Annotated in this window: 16 protein-coding genes; 7 read left to right on the top strand and 9 right to left on the bottom strand. The window is 60.7% G+C overall.

Annotated elements, in window-relative coordinates; genetic code table 11:
• Positions 1 to 190: 190 nt before the first annotated feature.
• Both H6M51_RS07075 and H6M51_RS07070 read right to left on the bottom strand, forming a co-directional pair.
• Positions 191 to 571: a YkvA family protein gene (locus tag H6M51_RS07075; RefSeq protein ID WP_162549006.1), complete on the bottom strand. Its 381-nt coding sequence runs from the start codon at positions 569 to 571 to the stop codon at positions 191 to 193.
• 75 nt (positions 572 to 646) lie between these two features.
• Complete coding sequence (locus H6M51_RS07070; RefSeq protein ID WP_162548993.1) at positions 647 to 949, bottom strand: 4a-hydroxytetrahydrobiopterin dehydratase; 303 nt, start codon at positions 947 to 949, stop codon at positions 647 to 649.
• Positions 950 to 976: 27 nt separating this feature from the next.
• Between H6M51_RS07070 and H6M51_RS07065 the strand changes: the two genes are divergently transcribed.
• Positions 977 to 1,435, top strand: coding sequence for a low molecular weight protein-tyrosine-phosphatase (locus tag H6M51_RS07065; protein ID WP_162548994.1), 459 nt, complete (start codon positions 977 to 979; stop codon positions 1,433 to 1,435).
• Here the strand turns inward: H6M51_RS07065 and thpR are convergent.
• Entirely contained in the window at positions 1,384 to 1,974 is a 591-nt protein-coding gene (gene thpR / locus H6M51_RS07060) for an RNA 2',3'-cyclic phosphodiesterase (protein ID WP_185809171.1), read from the bottom strand. The genes H6M51_RS07065 and thpR overlap by 52 nt on opposite strands.
• Before the next feature lie 66 nt (positions 1,975 to 2,040).
• Complete coding sequence (locus H6M51_RS07055; protein WP_162548996.1) at positions 2,041 to 2,688, bottom strand: arylesterase; 648 nt, start codon at positions 2,686 to 2,688, stop codon at positions 2,041 to 2,043.
• 73 nt (positions 2,689 to 2,761) lie between these two features.
• On the opposite strand from H6M51_RS07055, the gene H6M51_RS07050 reads away from it, so the two are divergent.
• The 3 genes from H6M51_RS07050 to H6M51_RS07040 all read left to right on the top strand — a co-directional run bounded on the left by H6M51_RS07050 (position 2,762) and on the right by H6M51_RS07040 (position 6,931).
• Positions 2,762 to 3,475 carry an ABC transporter ATP-binding protein gene (locus H6M51_RS07050; RefSeq protein ID WP_162548997.1) on the top strand — a complete coding sequence of 238 codons (714 nt, stop codon included), beginning with the start codon at positions 2,762 to 2,764 and terminating at the stop codon, positions 3,473 to 3,475.
• Positions 3,472 to 6,018, top strand: coding sequence for an ABC transporter permease (locus H6M51_RS07045; RefSeq protein WP_185809170.1), 2,547 nt, complete (start codon positions 3,472 to 3,474; stop codon positions 6,016 to 6,018). Before H6M51_RS07050 ends, H6M51_RS07045 begins: the two co-directional genes overlap by 4 nt.
• A gap of 175 nt (positions 6,019 to 6,193) precedes the next feature.
• Positions 6,194 to 6,931 carry a Bax inhibitor-1/YccA family protein gene (locus tag H6M51_RS07040; RefSeq protein WP_162549007.1) on the top strand — a complete coding sequence of 246 codons (738 nt, stop codon included), beginning with the start codon at positions 6,194 to 6,196 and terminating at the stop codon, positions 6,929 to 6,931.
• Positions 6,932 to 7,069: 138 nt separating this feature from the next.
• On the opposite strand, the gene H6M51_RS07035 is transcribed toward H6M51_RS07040, so the two are convergent.
• From H6M51_RS07035 to H6M51_RS07020, 4 genes are all read right to left on the bottom strand, one after another.
• The gene (locus tag H6M51_RS07035) at positions 7,070 to 7,642 is read right to left on the bottom strand and encodes a CarD family transcriptional regulator (protein ID WP_162548999.1); all 573 of its coding nucleotides are present in this window, start codon (positions 7,640 to 7,642) and stop codon (positions 7,070 to 7,072) included.
• Between the two features lie 384 nt (positions 7,643 to 8,026).
• The gene (gene fdxA, locus H6M51_RS07030; protein WP_162549008.1) at positions 8,027 to 8,365 is read right to left on the bottom strand and encodes a ferredoxin FdxA; all 339 of its coding nucleotides are present in this window, start codon (positions 8,363 to 8,365) and stop codon (positions 8,027 to 8,029) included.
• Positions 8,366 to 8,556: 191 nt separating this feature from the next.
• Positions 8,557 to 8,967, bottom strand: coding sequence for an RNA-binding S4 domain-containing protein (locus H6M51_RS07025; protein ID WP_162549000.1), 411 nt, complete (start codon positions 8,965 to 8,967; stop codon positions 8,557 to 8,559).
• Positions 8,967 to 12,023, bottom strand: coding sequence for a helicase-related protein (locus H6M51_RS07020; RefSeq protein WP_185809353.1), 3,057 nt, complete (start codon positions 12,021 to 12,023; stop codon positions 8,967 to 8,969). The genes H6M51_RS07025 and H6M51_RS07020 overlap by 1 nt, the downstream gene beginning before the upstream one ends.
• 367 nt (positions 12,024 to 12,390) lie before the next feature.
• Here H6M51_RS07020 and H6M51_RS07015 point away from each other — a divergent pair, with 367 nt between their 5' ends.
• Genes H6M51_RS07015 through H6M51_RS07005 form a run of 3 tightly spaced genes read left to right on the top strand, consistent with a single transcriptional unit; the run spans position 12,391 to position 13,853 of the window.
• Positions 12,391 to 13,467 carry an alpha/beta fold hydrolase gene (locus H6M51_RS07015; protein WP_185809169.1) on the top strand — a complete coding sequence of 359 codons (1,077 nt, stop codon included), beginning with the start codon at positions 12,391 to 12,393 and terminating at the stop codon, positions 13,465 to 13,467.
• Complete coding sequence (locus tag H6M51_RS07010; protein WP_082511155.1) at positions 13,400 to 13,552, top strand: DUF3309 family protein; 153 nt, start codon at positions 13,400 to 13,402, stop codon at positions 13,550 to 13,552. The genes H6M51_RS07015 and H6M51_RS07010 overlap by 68 nt, the downstream gene beginning before the upstream one ends.
• Positions 13,553 to 13,598: 46 nt before the next feature.
• Positions 13,599 to 13,853 (top strand): glycine zipper domain-containing protein, encoded by a 255-nt coding sequence (locus tag H6M51_RS07005; RefSeq protein ID WP_185809352.1) that lies wholly within the window; start codon positions 13,599 to 13,601, stop codon positions 13,851 to 13,853.
• A 210-nt stretch (positions 13,854 to 14,063) separates the two neighbouring features.
• Here H6M51_RS07005 and H6M51_RS07000 read toward each other — a convergent pair whose 3' ends face one another.
• Positions 14,064 to 14,417 carry a hypothetical protein gene (locus tag H6M51_RS07000; RefSeq protein WP_185809168.1) on the bottom strand — a complete coding sequence of 118 codons (354 nt, stop codon included), beginning with the start codon at positions 14,415 to 14,417 and terminating at the stop codon, positions 14,064 to 14,066.
• Positions 14,418 to 14,422: the final 5 nt, after the last annotated feature.

Here is a 14,422-nt window from a genome sequence, read left to right as displayed (position 1 = left end):
TTGACTTAATTTACCTTACCAAACGATGAACAGCGCGCGCCTTCTTGTCACATTTGGCGTCGGCATTCCATTTGGCGCCCCGAAATCCGGCGAAAAACGCTGTCGGACCCCGACCTTGCGCACGATGTAGAAGGAAAGAAAAAGGCAAGAGTGGGGCTGATCAACGGTTTTCGAACCAGCTTTAAGCCCCTCAGCGAAGAGGTTCGTCGTCCGCCAGGGTCCTGTCGGCCGCCTCGTAATGCCGATCCTTGATATGTCGATTTATCAAGGCGATGGCCGTGGTCAGCACCGCGATGTCATCGGTGAAGCCGATCACCGCCAGCATGTCAGGGACGGTATCGATGGGCATGATGAAATAGCCCAGTGCGGCCAGCAGAATGCCTCGCACACGAAAAGGTGTTTCACGGTCCGTCGCACAGTAATAGGCAGCAACCAGATCGCGCGAGAAAGGAATCTGGCGGGCGGCCTTCTTGAAGGTCGGCCAGAACCGGCTGCGAACCTTTGCTTCCTGACGCTCCTGGGTTGCCTCGTCGCCAGGAAGCAGGATTTCACCAATCTTCACGTCATCCATAGCCATCGATCCCTCCGTCCGGACCCGATCAATCATATGTGAATGGCCGTCCGGGAATTCAATCACCGGGGACCGTCAGCCGTTGCGCACGGCAGCCAGATCCATGAGAACGGCGAGCCTGAAGTCCAGTTCCGTCACACCGCCAGCCGAATGGGTGGTGAGCGTCACGTCGACCTTGCGATAGACGTTGAACCATTCGGGGTGGTGATCGAGCTTCTCGGCGGCCAATGCACATTCGGTCATGAAGCCGAAGGCCTGGCGGAAGTCGCGAAAGGCGAACTGCTTTTCAATGGCGGCTCCGTCCCTGCCGAGCGCCCACCCGTGCAACTCGCTCAGGCGCGCCGCAATGGACGGGGCATCCAGTTTCTCGTATTTCATCTGAACTTTCTCCTCCAGGATCAATCGATGCCGGCGCCATCCATTCTGTTCGTCTGTCTGGGCAATATCTGCCGCTCGCCTCTCGCGGAAGGAATCTACCGCCACCTGACGATACGGACCAGCGAAAAGCCCGTGATCGCCTCGGCAGGCATTGGCAACTGGCATATCGGCAATCCGCCGGACAGGCGGTCCATCAAGGTGGCCGCATCCCACGGCATCGACATCTCACGACAGCGTGCCCGGCAGGTGAAAGCGGAGGATTTTCGGCTCTTCGACTTCATCCTGGCGATGGATCAGAGCAATCTGGTGCGCCTGGAGACGCTGAGGCCTGAAAACGCGACCGCTCGCCTGCAGCTCTTTGCTGACTTTGCTTTGGGGACCAATCAGGATGTGCCCGACCCCTATTACGGGGACCTTGCCGACTTCGAAGACGTCTACAGCATGCTCTTTTCAGGCTGCAACGCCGTGGTCTCCAGATTCGCGTAGCCGGCCTCGTAGAGCGGGAAGACCTCTTCGGTCAGATAGGGGCCACCGCCGACGGATTCCTTGGAGGACAGAAGCACGAATCGCCCGATGCGAAACGGCATTGTATGGAAATCACCGCGTCCGCTCAGGTAACGGACGACATCTTCGACGCGGGAGGTCTTGAGCCTGGCGAGCGTCACATGCGGGGTAAACTTGCGCGGATCCGGCGGCAGGCCGATCCGCTGGCAGATCCGCTCGATCTCGCCTTGCAAGGCATAGAGCTCGGGCGCGGGGGAAACGCCCGCCCAGAGCGAATGCGGCTTCTTCGATCCGAAGGAGCCGATGCCGTTCAGGGTGAGCGAAAACTCCGGCCGATCGATACGATCAAGCCTGTCGACGATCTCATCCGCCGTTCTGCCATCCACATCACCGATGAAACGCAAGGTGATGTGGTAGTTTTCTACGTCGATCCAGCGAGCCCCGGGGAGACCACCGCGCAGCAATGAAAGGCTCATGGCAGCGTTGCGCGGAATTTCGAGGGCAGTGAACAATCTCGGCATGGAGCGCTCCCCGAATCTTTTGCAGGTGCTCACAGCGAATCATGCAATGAGATCATGCGCAAGCGATTAATTCGATTGTCCCTTGATGCCGGCCACCCAAGATTCGGCGAGAGGCAACATTCGTTCGGCCATGATCTGCAGGCCCTTGGTGTTGGGATGCATGCCGTCTTCCAGAAGAAGACTACGGTCCGTGATTACCCCGTCGAGAACGAAGGGATACAGCGGCAGATCGTGTTTCTCCGCAAGCCGCGGATAGATCGCGTTGAACTTCTGGCCGTAATCGCCCCCCATGTTCGGCGGCGCCAGCATCCCGACCAGGAGGATCGGGATATTGCGCTGCTTCAGCCGTGTGATGATCTGCTCCAGGTTCTTCTCCGTCTGCTCCGGCGGTATGCCGCGCAGAGCGTCATTGGCCCCGAGCTCCAGAATGACACCGTCAGTTCCGTCCGGCACCGACCAGTCGACACGGGACAATCCGCCAGAGGTCGTGTCGCCGGAAACGCCCGCATTGGCGATGACCACATCATGCCCCTTGGCAACGAGCTGACGTTGAAGCTGAGCCGGCAGTGCGTCTTCCTGCGGCAGCTGATAACCCGCCATCAGGCTGTCACCGAGGCCGACAAGCTGCAGAGGCTCGGCCGCAGCGATTTTTGGGGCGGTGAACGCACAAGCCAGGATCACGGCGAAATGAAGGAGCTGAGCTTTAAAAGTCATGGGGCCTTTCCTAGATTGCCTGGAATGCCGCACTGCGGCGAACTTCGTCTTGCCAGATATAGGATGGCCGAGTGTGAGAAACAGCATCATCGAACTGAAAAGCGCCGATCTCACCCTGGGCAATGCCGCTGCCTCCGTTCACGTCCTGAAGAGCATTGACCTCTCGATCGCCGAAAGCGAGGCCGTCGGGATCGTGGGACCGTCCGGCTCGGGCAAGTCGACGCTCCTGATGGTGCTGGCGGGTCTGGAGCGCCTCGACAGCGGCGAGATCCATGTTCGCAACACGCCGCTTCACACGCTAAGCGAGGACCGGCTGGCCGATTTTCGCGGCAAGAACATCGGCATCGTCTTTCAGTCCTTCCATCTGATCGCCAACATGACGGCGCTCGAAAACGTCGCCGTGCCGCTTGAACTCGCCAATGTAAAGGGCGCCTTCGACATCGCCCGAAAGGAACTGGAATCCGTCGGCCTCGGCGAACGCCTCAGCCACTATCCCGGCCAACTCTCCGGCGGCGAACAGCAGCGCGTCGCGATTGCTCGGGCGCTGGCACCCTCTCCGGCAGTCTTGATCGCTGACGAGCCGACCGGCAACCTCGACACCGAAACCGGCCGTCAGATTGCCGATCTGCTTTTCTCCAAGCAGAAGGAGCGCGGCATGACACTGATCCTCGTCACCCATGACCCGTCGCTCGCCGCCCGTTGCACCCGGCAGATCAAGGTGGCCTCCGGCCGCATCGCCGGCGACAGCCGAACCGAGCAGACCCGCCTCGCTTCGGTGCCGGCATGACGTCTTTCAATGCTCGTCTCACAGTCGCCTTACGGATCGCACTGCGCGAACTGCGCGGGGGCCTGAAGGGCTTTTACATCTTCCTCGCCTGCATCGCACTGGGGACGGGTGCCATCGCCGCCGTGAACTCGGTCTCCACGGCCATCACCGATGCGATTTCTTCCGAAGGCCGTACGCTGCTGGCCGGCGATGTTCGTTTCGAACTCGACAATCGCGAGGCAACCCCTGAGGAACTGGCCTTCCTGGAGAGTTTCGGAACAGTTTCGGTCACCACCAACCTGCGGTCAATGGCGCGACTTGCCGATGGCTCCGACCAGTCCCTGGTCGAGATCAAGGCGGTGGACAGCGCCTACCCGCTCTATGGCAGGCTCGTCGCCGATCCGGATCGCCCGCTCAACGAGCTGCTTGCGTCCGACAACGGCGCCTATGGTGCTGTCGTCGCTCCGCTCCTCCTGGACCGCATGGGTTTGAAGGTCGGTGATGAACTGCTGGTTGGCAATGGCCGCTTCCGCATCAATGGGACGATCATCACCGAACCGGATTCCATCTCGGACGGCTTCGGGTTTGCCCCGCGCTTCCTGACCAGCCGCGAAGGCCTCTTCGCCAGCGGCCTGATTGCAACCGGCAGCCTTGTCGAGCACGCCTACAAGATCCGCTACAACGATCCCGCTCCAACGCCTGAAGGCATTCGCCAACGCGCGCAGGCAGAACTGCCGACGGCAGGCTGGTCCATCCGCAGCAGCGATCGCGCAGCACCGTCCCTGACCGAGAATGTCGAACGCTTCTCCCAGTTCCTGACCCTGGTCGGACTGACAGCGCTCGTGGTCGGCGGCGTCGGCGTTGCCAACGCCGTCCGCGCCTTCCTCGATTCCAAGAGGACGGTCATCGCAACGCTGAAATGCGTCGGTGCCCCGGCCTCGGTTGTCGTGATGGTCTACCTGATCCAGATCACGCTGGTCGCCTCTGTCGGGATCCTGGCAGGACTGGTGCTGGGTGCAGCCGCGCCGCCGCTCGTCGCAAGCTATCTCGCCGGCATTCTGCCGATCTCGGCCGAAGCGACGCTTTACCCGCGCGCCCTGCTTCTCGCTGCCGTCTTTGGCATACTCGTCACCTTTGCCTTCGCCATTCTGCCCCTGGGCCATGCCCGCAAGGTACCGGCCACGGCGCTATTCCGCGAACAGGGCTTCGAGGCGTCGGGACTTCCCTCCTGGCCATACCTCCTCGCCATGGCATTGGCGCTCACTGCACTGGCGGCCTTGGCCATTTTCACCTCAGAACAACAGCGGATCGCGACGATCTTCCTGGCAGCAATGGCCGCCGGGTTCATGCTGCTGCGTGTCGTGGCCTTCGGCATCGCCTGGCTCGCGAAACGTAGCCCGCGCATCCATTCGGCAGCCCTCAGGCTTGCCGTTGGCAACATCCACCGCCCGGGTGCACTTACGCCGGCAGTGACCCTGTCTCTCGGGCTCGGATTGAGCCTTCTCGTGGCACTCGCGCTGATCGACGGCAACCTCCGGCGGGAACTGACCGGAAATCTTCCGGAACGCGCACCGAACTTCTTCTTCGTTGACATTCAGGGCAGCGAGATCGACGGCTTCCGCACGCTGGTCGAAGGCATGGCCCCGCAAGGCAAGCTGATCGAAGTGCCGATGCTGCGCGGCCGCATCGTCGAACTCAACGGCACGGATGTCGCCAAGGTCGACGTTCCGCCGGAAGGTCGCTGGGTGCTGCGCGGCGATCGCGGCCTGACCTACGCGATCAATGTGCCGGAAAACAGCACGGTAACGGAAGGCGAATGGTGGCCGAAAGGATATGCAGGCGAACCCCTGGTTTCCTTTGCCGAGGAAGAGGGCCGTGAACTCGGCCTGAAAGTCGGCGACACGGTGACGATCAACGTGCTCGGCCGCAACATCACCGCCAGGATCGCGAACTTCCGCACGGTCGAGTGGGAAAGCCTGTCGATGAATTTCGTGATGGTGTTCTCCCCGAACACCTTTGCCGGCGCCCCGCATGCCTGGCTCGCAACCCTGATCGACCAGGACGCGAGCGCTGCACAGGAAGCAGCAATCCTGCGTTCGGTGACCCAGCAATTTCCGACGATCACCACGGTCCGCGTGAAGGACGCGCTGGAAGTCGTTGATCGCCTCGTCGGACAGCTGGCGACTGCCATTCGTGCCGCAGCGGCGATCGCGCTGATCGCCTCGGTGCTCGTTCTCTCGGGCGCGCTTGCAGCCGGCAATCGTGCGCGCACCCATGATGCCGTGATCCTGAAGACGCTGGGAGCCACCCGCGCGATGCTGATCCGGGCCTTCACCTATGAGTACATGCTCCTCGGTGCGGCAACGGCGATCTTCGCGCTGATCGCAGGCGGTGGGATCGCCTGGTTCGTGCTCAGCCAGATCATGAACCTGCCGTCCAACTTCCTGCCGGACGTGGCTCTGATGACCCTGGTCATTGCCCTCGTCGTGACCATCGGCATCGGGCTGGCGGGAACCTGGCGAATTCTCGGCCAGAAGGCAGCTCCCGTACTGCGGGAGCTGTGAGCGGATAGCGGTGGGCAATACCCGCCGTTTACAGTATTACGCCGATTTAAGATTGCAGCCCTTGTCGAGAACAAGGGAACCTCTCATATTGAAGACACGCATGCTGGGCTTCGCAGCGGCGCGAGAGCCGATTGAGGCTCTGCCGTCTAATTTCGAAGCTTTGAGAGAGGAAAACATGTCCGAACTTCGCAACTATCAGAGCCGCCAGGGTCAGACCCAGTCGGCCACGATGATCGACGAAGGTCTGCGGGCCTATATGCTGAAGGTCTACAACCTGATGGCATTGGGCCTCGCCATCACCGGTATCGCAGCCTTCGCCACCTTCCAGATGGCCGTTTCAGGCGGACAGCTCACGGCCTTCGGCCAGGCGATCTTCCTGAGCCCGCTGAAGTGGGTGGTCATCCTGGCACCGGTCGCCATGGTGTTCTTCCTGAGCTTCCGCATTCATAAGATGAGCGTGTCCGCAGCCCAGACGACCTTCTGGGTCTATGCCGCACTGATGGGTCTGTCCCTGTCGTCGATCTTCCTGATCTACACGGGCGCCAGCATTGTGCAGACCTTCTTCGTCACGGCCGCGTCCTTCGGTGCCCTGTCGCTCTACGGCTACACCACGAAGCGTGACCTTTCGGCGATGGGCTCGTTCCTGATGATGGGTCTCTTCGGCCTGATCATCGCCTCGCTGGTCAATCTGTTCATGGCCTCCTCGGCTCTGGACTTTGCGATCTCCGTCATCGGCGTCCTGATCTTTGCAGGTCTGACCGCGTATGACACCCAGGCGATCAAGGAATCCTACCACGAGAGCCATTCGAGCGAGATGGCGGGCCGCAACGCCATCATGGGCGCCCTGCGTCTCTACCTCGACTTCATCAACCTCTTCCTGTTCCTGCTGCGTTTCCTCGGAAACCGCGAGTAACAGCGGAAAGGCAAGCTCTGGGACACCCCGCTTCGGCGGGGTTTCTCTTGGTCTGGACAAGAGCCGGGCTTAAAGCAGGCACAAAAAAACCTCCGGCGGCGACCGGAGGTTTTTTCATGACCTTGCGTCGAAGCAGCGTTAGGCGGCTTCTTCCTGGGTGTCGTCTTCTTCGATCGTCTTGCCGCGCTTGGGACCCTTGGCGAGGTTGACCTCGACAAGCCGAACGGCTTCCGTCTCGGACATCTTGTTCACGGCAGCGATTTCGCGTGCCATACGGTCAAGCGCGGCTTCGTAGAGCTGGCGCTCCGAATAGGACTGCTCGGGCTGGTTCTCTGCGCGATAGAGGTCGCGAACCACTTCCGCGATCGAGATCAGGTCGCCGGAGTTGATCTTGGCATCATATTCCTGGGCGCGACGCGACCACATGGTGCGCTTTACGCGGGCCTTGCCCTGCACAACCTTGAGCGCGCGATCGACGAAATCCGTCTCGGACAGCTTGCGCATTCCGATGCTCACGGCCTTGGCGACCGGAACCTTCAGACGCATCTTGTCCTTTTCGAAATCGATCACGAAAAGCTCGAGCTTCATGCCGGCGACTTCTTGCTCTTCGATGGCGGTGATGGTACCCACGCCATGGGCCGGGTATACGATCGACTCGCCGGTCTTGAAGCCGTGGCGTGCCGAGGAATTCTTCTTCTGCTGGGTCGTCATTCTATTCAAATACTCCCTGTTTTGCTCCCGGCGTGATGCCGGCGCCGGGTCGGTCAGGCCCGGATGAGACGACAAGATTGCGAGCCTCGTCATCCTGATCCAGTCCGCCACACAATCAAACGCCACCCTCGTCGCGACTGAGACACGACACAGGAGTGTCGCCGATGTCACGTATATCGCGCGGTGGTGAATTTGCTTTCGTGATGGTTCAGGGCATAGCTATGCCGCAAAGTGGAACAGTTTCAACACGCTATCACAAAAAGACGAGGAAATCAATATTTTAGTGCAGTGCGCCACAATCGTGACGCACCAGGCGGCAGATTCGCGGCCAAGTGATGGAAATTTGGGCAGGATTCGCCAATGAACCCGGCCCGCTGCGACGAATCAGTCGCCGGCGCCCGGGTTTTCGGAGAAGAACTTCTCGAACTTGCCTTCGACGCCATCCATCTCCTTGGCCTCGGGCATCGGGTCCTTCTTGACCGTGATGTTCGGCCAGATCTTCGCATAATCAGCGTTGATCTTCAGCCACTTGTCCAAGCCCGGCTCGGTATCCGGCTTGATCGCTTCCGCAGGACATTCGGGCTCGCAGACACCGCAGTCGATGCATTCATCCGGATGGATCACGAGAAAATTCTCACCCTCGTAGAAGCAATCGACGGGGCAGACCTCGACACAATCGGTGTATTTGCAGCGAATGCAGTTGTCGGTGACGATATAGGTCATGCGGCACTCCAGGATGACGTTCTCGAACGGCAGGAGAGAGGCGAACGCTTGTCTTTCCGTCAGGATTTGCACCCCGCTCGGAAGGCTCGCGCCCTGCCGGAATTTTCTGTCGGACGGCAAGTGAGCTAATGCGGAATCCGAGACAAGGCAAGGATAAACGCCCTCAATTCCGGCGGCTTCGTAGAAATTTTCTAATCGGCCGACCAATCGGGCGCGCCGCGCAGATCGTCGAGCGCTCGCCGCTCCTTCTTCGTCGGGCGACCGGCACCAGGCTCGCGCGTCGCCTGTTCAAGCGCGGAGAATGGCTTCTTCTCGCGCGGTGGCGTCAGGTCCTCATAAAGCAGCCTGGCTTCTTCATAAGGACCACGTCGCTCACCGGGAAGCTTGACGACGAGCACGAGATCCCGCTCGGGCATGGCGATCTCGAGACGATCGCCGATCTTCAGCTGATGACTGGGCTGGCGAACCGTCTGCCCGTTGACAACAACATGGCCAGCTGCCACGCGCTCTTGCGCCAGGCTGCGTGATTTTGCCACACGGGCGAAGAACAGCCACTTGTCGATGCGCTGGCGCGAACCGTTTTGTGGCTGCTTCTCGTCCATTACTTCTTCAGCTGCTCCTTCAGCGCCGCCAGCTTGGCGAAGGGCGAATCCGGATCGATGGGCTTTTCCTTGCGTGGCGGCTTGGCTTCGAAGCGTGCCGGCTGCGACTTGTTGTTGTCGCGGTCCGGACGCGGACCACGGTCCTTGCGGTCGCCGCGATCCGGACGATCACCCTTGCCTGCGAACTTGCCACGGTTGTCGTCACGGCGATCGCCGCGATTGTCGGAGCGACGGTCGTCACGGCGGCCTTCGCCACGCCCCTCTCCACGCCCTTCTCCACGATTGTCGCCGCGACCTTCACCGCCTTCACGCGGTGCCTGATTGCGCTGACCTTGCGGACGGCGATCGCCACCCGGGCGACCGGCGCCACGCTGATTGTCGCTGCGACCACCCGGACGCCACAATAGAACCGGCTTCGGCTCGGCAGGCTCGCCAGCCTGATCGGCTGCAGCAGCCTCGGCCGGAGCAGCCTCTTCGGCCGCGGCAGCCACGGCTTCGCCCTCAACTGCAGCCTCAGAGGAGTGATCGGAGTCGTCGACGCTTTCGTCATCGCTCTTTTCAGCCGCAACCGACGCTTCGGCCTGAGCCGATCCCGCCTGCGCGGCGAGGAAAGCGGCGGCCTCTTCGGCAGAGACGCTGTCGGCACGATAGCCTAGACCCTTCAGGATCTCTTCCATGTCGTCGGGTGTCGCACCGAGGATCGAGAGCATTGCAGTCGTTGTGGTAAAGCGACGGCCGTCATAGGCACCATCAGGACGCGCCGGCGAGCCGGGCTTCCACTGCAGGAGCGGACGGATGAGATCGGCGAGACGCTCGAGGATGTCGATGCGCACCGCGCGCTTGCCAAGGAAACGGAAGCCGGCCAGCTTGTAGAACATGCGCTCGAAGCTCGGATCCGTAACAACGGATGTACGGCCGGCAGCAAGCACCGGGATCAGGTCGCCATAACCCGGCTTGTCGAGGCCGTCATGCTTCAGTGCCCAGAGGAGCGTGATGAGCTCGGCCGGAGCGGGCTTCAGGAGCGCCGGCATGAAGATGTGATAGGCGCCGAAGCGCACGCCATAGCGACGCATCGAGGCGCGACCGTCCTGGTCGAGCGACTTGACGTCGTCGGCGACGTCGCGCCGGAAGAGCACGCCGAGGTTTTCGACGAGCTGGAAGGCAAGCCCTTTGGCGAGACCCTGCAGGTCTTCCGCGCGAGAGAGATCGTCGAGCGGCTTCAGAACCGTGGAAATGTGATGATTGACGAAGCGCTCGATGCGAGCGGCAACGTGATCGCGTGCAATGCCGGTCAACTGCTCGTCGGCGAGCAGGATGACACGCGGATGCAGGATATGGTCTGTTCCCGTCAGGCGTGCGACGGGGTCGCCAAGCCAGCGGACAAGACCATCGGAACCGATCGCAAGGTCGTTGTTGCCGGATGCATGCAGACGCGCCGCACGGGCTTCGAATTCAAGCGCCAGCGCCTTGTAGGCGGCAGCCTGAACGGCCTTCGCATCCGGACCCTCCATGCCGGAAATCGGCGTGAACCGGAACCCGGAGAGTTGTCCCATGGCATGGCCTTCCACGAAGACATCGCCGTTCACACTGATTTCAGCTTCCAACATCGCATTCTCTCTCAAGCGCTTCATGAGCACAGATGTCCTGCGATCAACAAAGCGTTTCGTCAACCGTTCATGTAACGCATCGGACAATCGGTCTTCGATTTCCCGCGTCTTTTCTTGCCAGTGTGTCGGATCGGCAAGCCAGCCCGGCCGGTTCGACACATAAGTCCATGTCCTGATTTGCGCAATCCGCGCCGACAGCGTGTCAATCTCGCCGTCGGTCCGGTCCGCACGACGCACCTGCTCCGCAAGGAAGTCCTCGTTGACGGTGCCCCGCCTGACCAGATCGAAATAGAGGCTCTGAATCAGGTCTGCATGCTGTGCCGGTGTAATGCGCCGATAGTCGGGCAGCGCACAGGCTTCCCAAAGTTTTTCCACCCGTTCAGGCCGATCGGTGATGTCGATGATTTCGGGATAGCGCGACAGGAATTCCAGCGCCTGCTGATCCGTGGCCGGCAGGGCCCGTGTCAGACCTTCAACCTTAGGCGCCGCATCAAGGCTGCGCTGCAGGGCTCCAACCGAAGAAAAGTCGAATTGCGCCGTGCGCCATTGCAGAACCTTGACCGGATCGAACTGATGCGTCTCCAGCCGCTCGACGAGTTCGTCATCAAACGGATCGACGCGGCCCGTCACTCCGAAGGTACCGTCCTTGACGTGACGTCCGGCCCGTCCGGCAATCTGCCCAAGTTCACCCGGGTTGAGATTGCGGAACTGGTAGCCGTCGAACTTGCGGTCCTGGGCAAAGGCAACATGGTCGACATCGAGGTTGAGACCCATGCCGATCGCATCAGTCGCCACCAGATATTCGACATCACCTTCCTGGTAGAGCCCGACCTGCGCGTTGCGGGTGCGCGGGCTCAGCGCGCCCAGCACGACGGCCGCACCTCCCCGCTGGCGGCGGATGAGCTCGGCGATCGCATAGACCTCGTCAGCCGAGAAGGCGACGATCGCGGTCCGTTGCGGCAGGCGGGTGATCTTCTTCTGGCCGGCATAGAAGAGCTGCGACAGGCGCGGCCGCTCGACGATCGTGATCCCAGGCAGAAGCTGGATCAGGATCGACTTCATGGTCGAGGACCCGAGAAGAAGCGTTTCCTCGCGACCTCTCAGATGCAGCAGTCTGTCGGTGAAGATGTGCCCACGCTCGAGATCGCCGGCAAGCTGGATCTCGTCGATGGCGACGAAGGCGACCTTCGTTTCGCGCGGCATCGCCTCGACGGTGCAGACGGAAAAGCGCGCCTTTGGCGGGCTGATCTTTTCTTCGCCGGTGACCAGCGCAACGTTCTGGACCCCGACCCGCTCCACCACGCGGGTATAGACCTCCCGGGCGAGCAATCTCAAAGGCAACCCGATCATGCCCGACCCATGCGCGACCATGCGTTCGATGGCGAAATGAGTCTTGCCGGTGTTGGTTGGCCCCAGCACAGCGTTGACGCCGCGGCCACTCAGGATCATGGGTTGGGTATTCAAAGACCGCTCCGCTTGTCGGGACCGCGGCTCTGTCCGCACTCCGGCACCCTTGGCCAACACATGGCGACGAACAGGGGCAAAGGCAAGGCGCTTGTCGCAATCACCCCCGGAATTCCTCGCAAACCCTTGATCAGAATCAGTTTTCTGAATCAGGAACAGTCTGGGAACGAATCAGCGACGAATCGACGACTCAAGCAGATTCAGGCTTTGTTCACGGCTACATCTGGGAGAGAGTGCGTCTTGCACACACCAGATACTGAATCGGCCCCGACCGCCGGTCCGATCGTTTCGGTTGTTCAGCCAATGGAACAATCGGGAACAGCTGATCGTTGCGCCGGCGAGGTGAAGCCTGATGACACTATCCCCACCACCTGCAGAATGGATCGGAACCGACCACCTGGAACGGGACTTCGTCCTGATCCATGGCATGGTCATGGCGCCGTCTTTCTGGCGCACCTACGCGCCGGATATGGTGCGCCGGTCGCACAGCGCGGCATATGCCTTGCCAGGCCATCATCCATGGAAGCTTGCCGCACCGGGGCAGGCGATAACCCCAGAAGCTGTCGCCGCCGCCTATGCCGCGGCGATCCGGCGCGATTTCGGCGGCAGACCTGTCACGCTGATCGGCCACTCAACCGGCGGCTTCGTTTCGCTGCTGATTGCGCATCACTATCCGGAGCTGGTGAAGTCGATTGTGCTACTCGGCGCCTTCGCCTGTGGTCGTTTCGAGGGTCAGGAGCGCCTGCCGGCAAAATTGCTCAGGGTACCACGGGTCGGACCCTTCCTTTTCCGGCAGTTTTTCCTGCGCTGGATAGCGACCAGCGAACAGTTCCGCTGGGGATCGATCGAATGCGTCTTCGACAAGGGCTGCCCATGGCAAAATGATCGCGCCGTGGCCGCCCTGGAGGATGTGCGTCTGCAACTTCAGCAAGCCCGGCCGGAGGATATCGCGGCCTGTATCCGGTTCATGTCGGCGACCAGTCTCCTTGACCATCTGCGCGATATCCGCATTCCGGTTCTGAATGTCATAGGGGCAGATGATGCGATCGTCCCCTCTGCCCATCAGTTGCGCGTATCAAAGCTTCTGCCCCAGGCGCAGACCGTGCTGCTGCGCAACTGCGGTCATCTGCCGATGGTCGAGCATCAGAAACTGACGGCCAGCATCATCAGTGCCTTTGTCGACAGTATGCCCATTGCCCAGGAAAAACAGCGGCATGAAGTTCTGGCTCCGGCCGGTCACGCCACTGCGCATCTGTTGCAGTTGATGTCCAACAGTTTTCGGCGAACGGAACAAAGTGTCGCTGGTCGCGTTCCAACGGCACACGATACCGCATTTCATCCAGGCTCAGGAGAGGGTCCAAATGAGTACCATCCTCATCGTCATTCTAATTCTACTGCTGATCGGTGCGCTGCCGAGCTGGGGCTATAGCCGCGGCTGGGGCTATGGGCCGTCGGGAGGCTTGGGCCTCGTACTGCTCATCCTCATCATCCTGATGTTGATGGGCCGAATTTGATCTGAACTGACAATCCAACTCGACGTGAAAAAGGAATGAGACGATGATGAAAAAGGCCCTTCTTGCCATCGCATTGATCGCCCCGCTCGCATCCTGCACGGCAACCGAACGTGGCGCCGGCATTGGCGCGGCTTCCGGCGCTGTCATCGGTGGCATTGCCACTGGTAACGTCCGCGGCGCAGCCGTCGGTGCAGCTGTCGGCGGCGTTGCCGGTGCTCTGATCGGCAACTCCCAGGAGCGTGCAGGCTACTGCGTCTATCGCGACCGCTACGGCCGCACCTATGAAGCACGCTGCCGCTAAGGCGTAACGTCCCTCAAAAGCCGCCGGACCGAAAGGTTCGGCGGCTTTTTTCATTTCGGTATTAACCTCTCGACCAAAGCCGGAACGAATCATCGACGAATCGCGGACTGAGGCATCTTCCCGGTTTGTTCACCGCTATATATTGTGTAATAACAATTGTTTAACCATAGGACGCAGTGGATATTAAGAAATCATCCGCACCCGCGTGCGTCAATCGTTAACAGGAAGCCCGAGCCTGCTGCACAAAGCCCGATATTGAAATGGATTAGTGTCGGTCATGGCTTCTTGCCGATCCGAAGGTAGATCCAGGTAGTCGATCGGAACATCGAACTGGCTCGAAGTGAAGTCCAAGCGGCGACCCTCGATGAGGTTATAGAAGTGCGGCCTCTGCGGAAGTAGTGTCTTCAATATCCGTCCTCCAAATACGTCATGAACGACGAGGCTGGTGACGCCACACTGGCCCCTTGCAGGATTGTCGGATGACCAGAGGCTAGATGTTTCGCGCGACCACGCGCTGGCGAGGCGCTTGGCAAATTGCTCAAGATCTACGTTCAAATGAACCATGGCGA

The organism is Rhizobium sp. AQ_MP (assembly GCF_014237835.1).
In the GTDB taxonomy this organism is placed as follows: Bacteria; Pseudomonadota; Alphaproteobacteria; order Rhizobiales; family Rhizobiaceae; genus Allorhizobium.
Note: the sequence above shows the minus strand (reverse complement) of the source record. Positions and strands in the feature narration are given on the sequence as shown.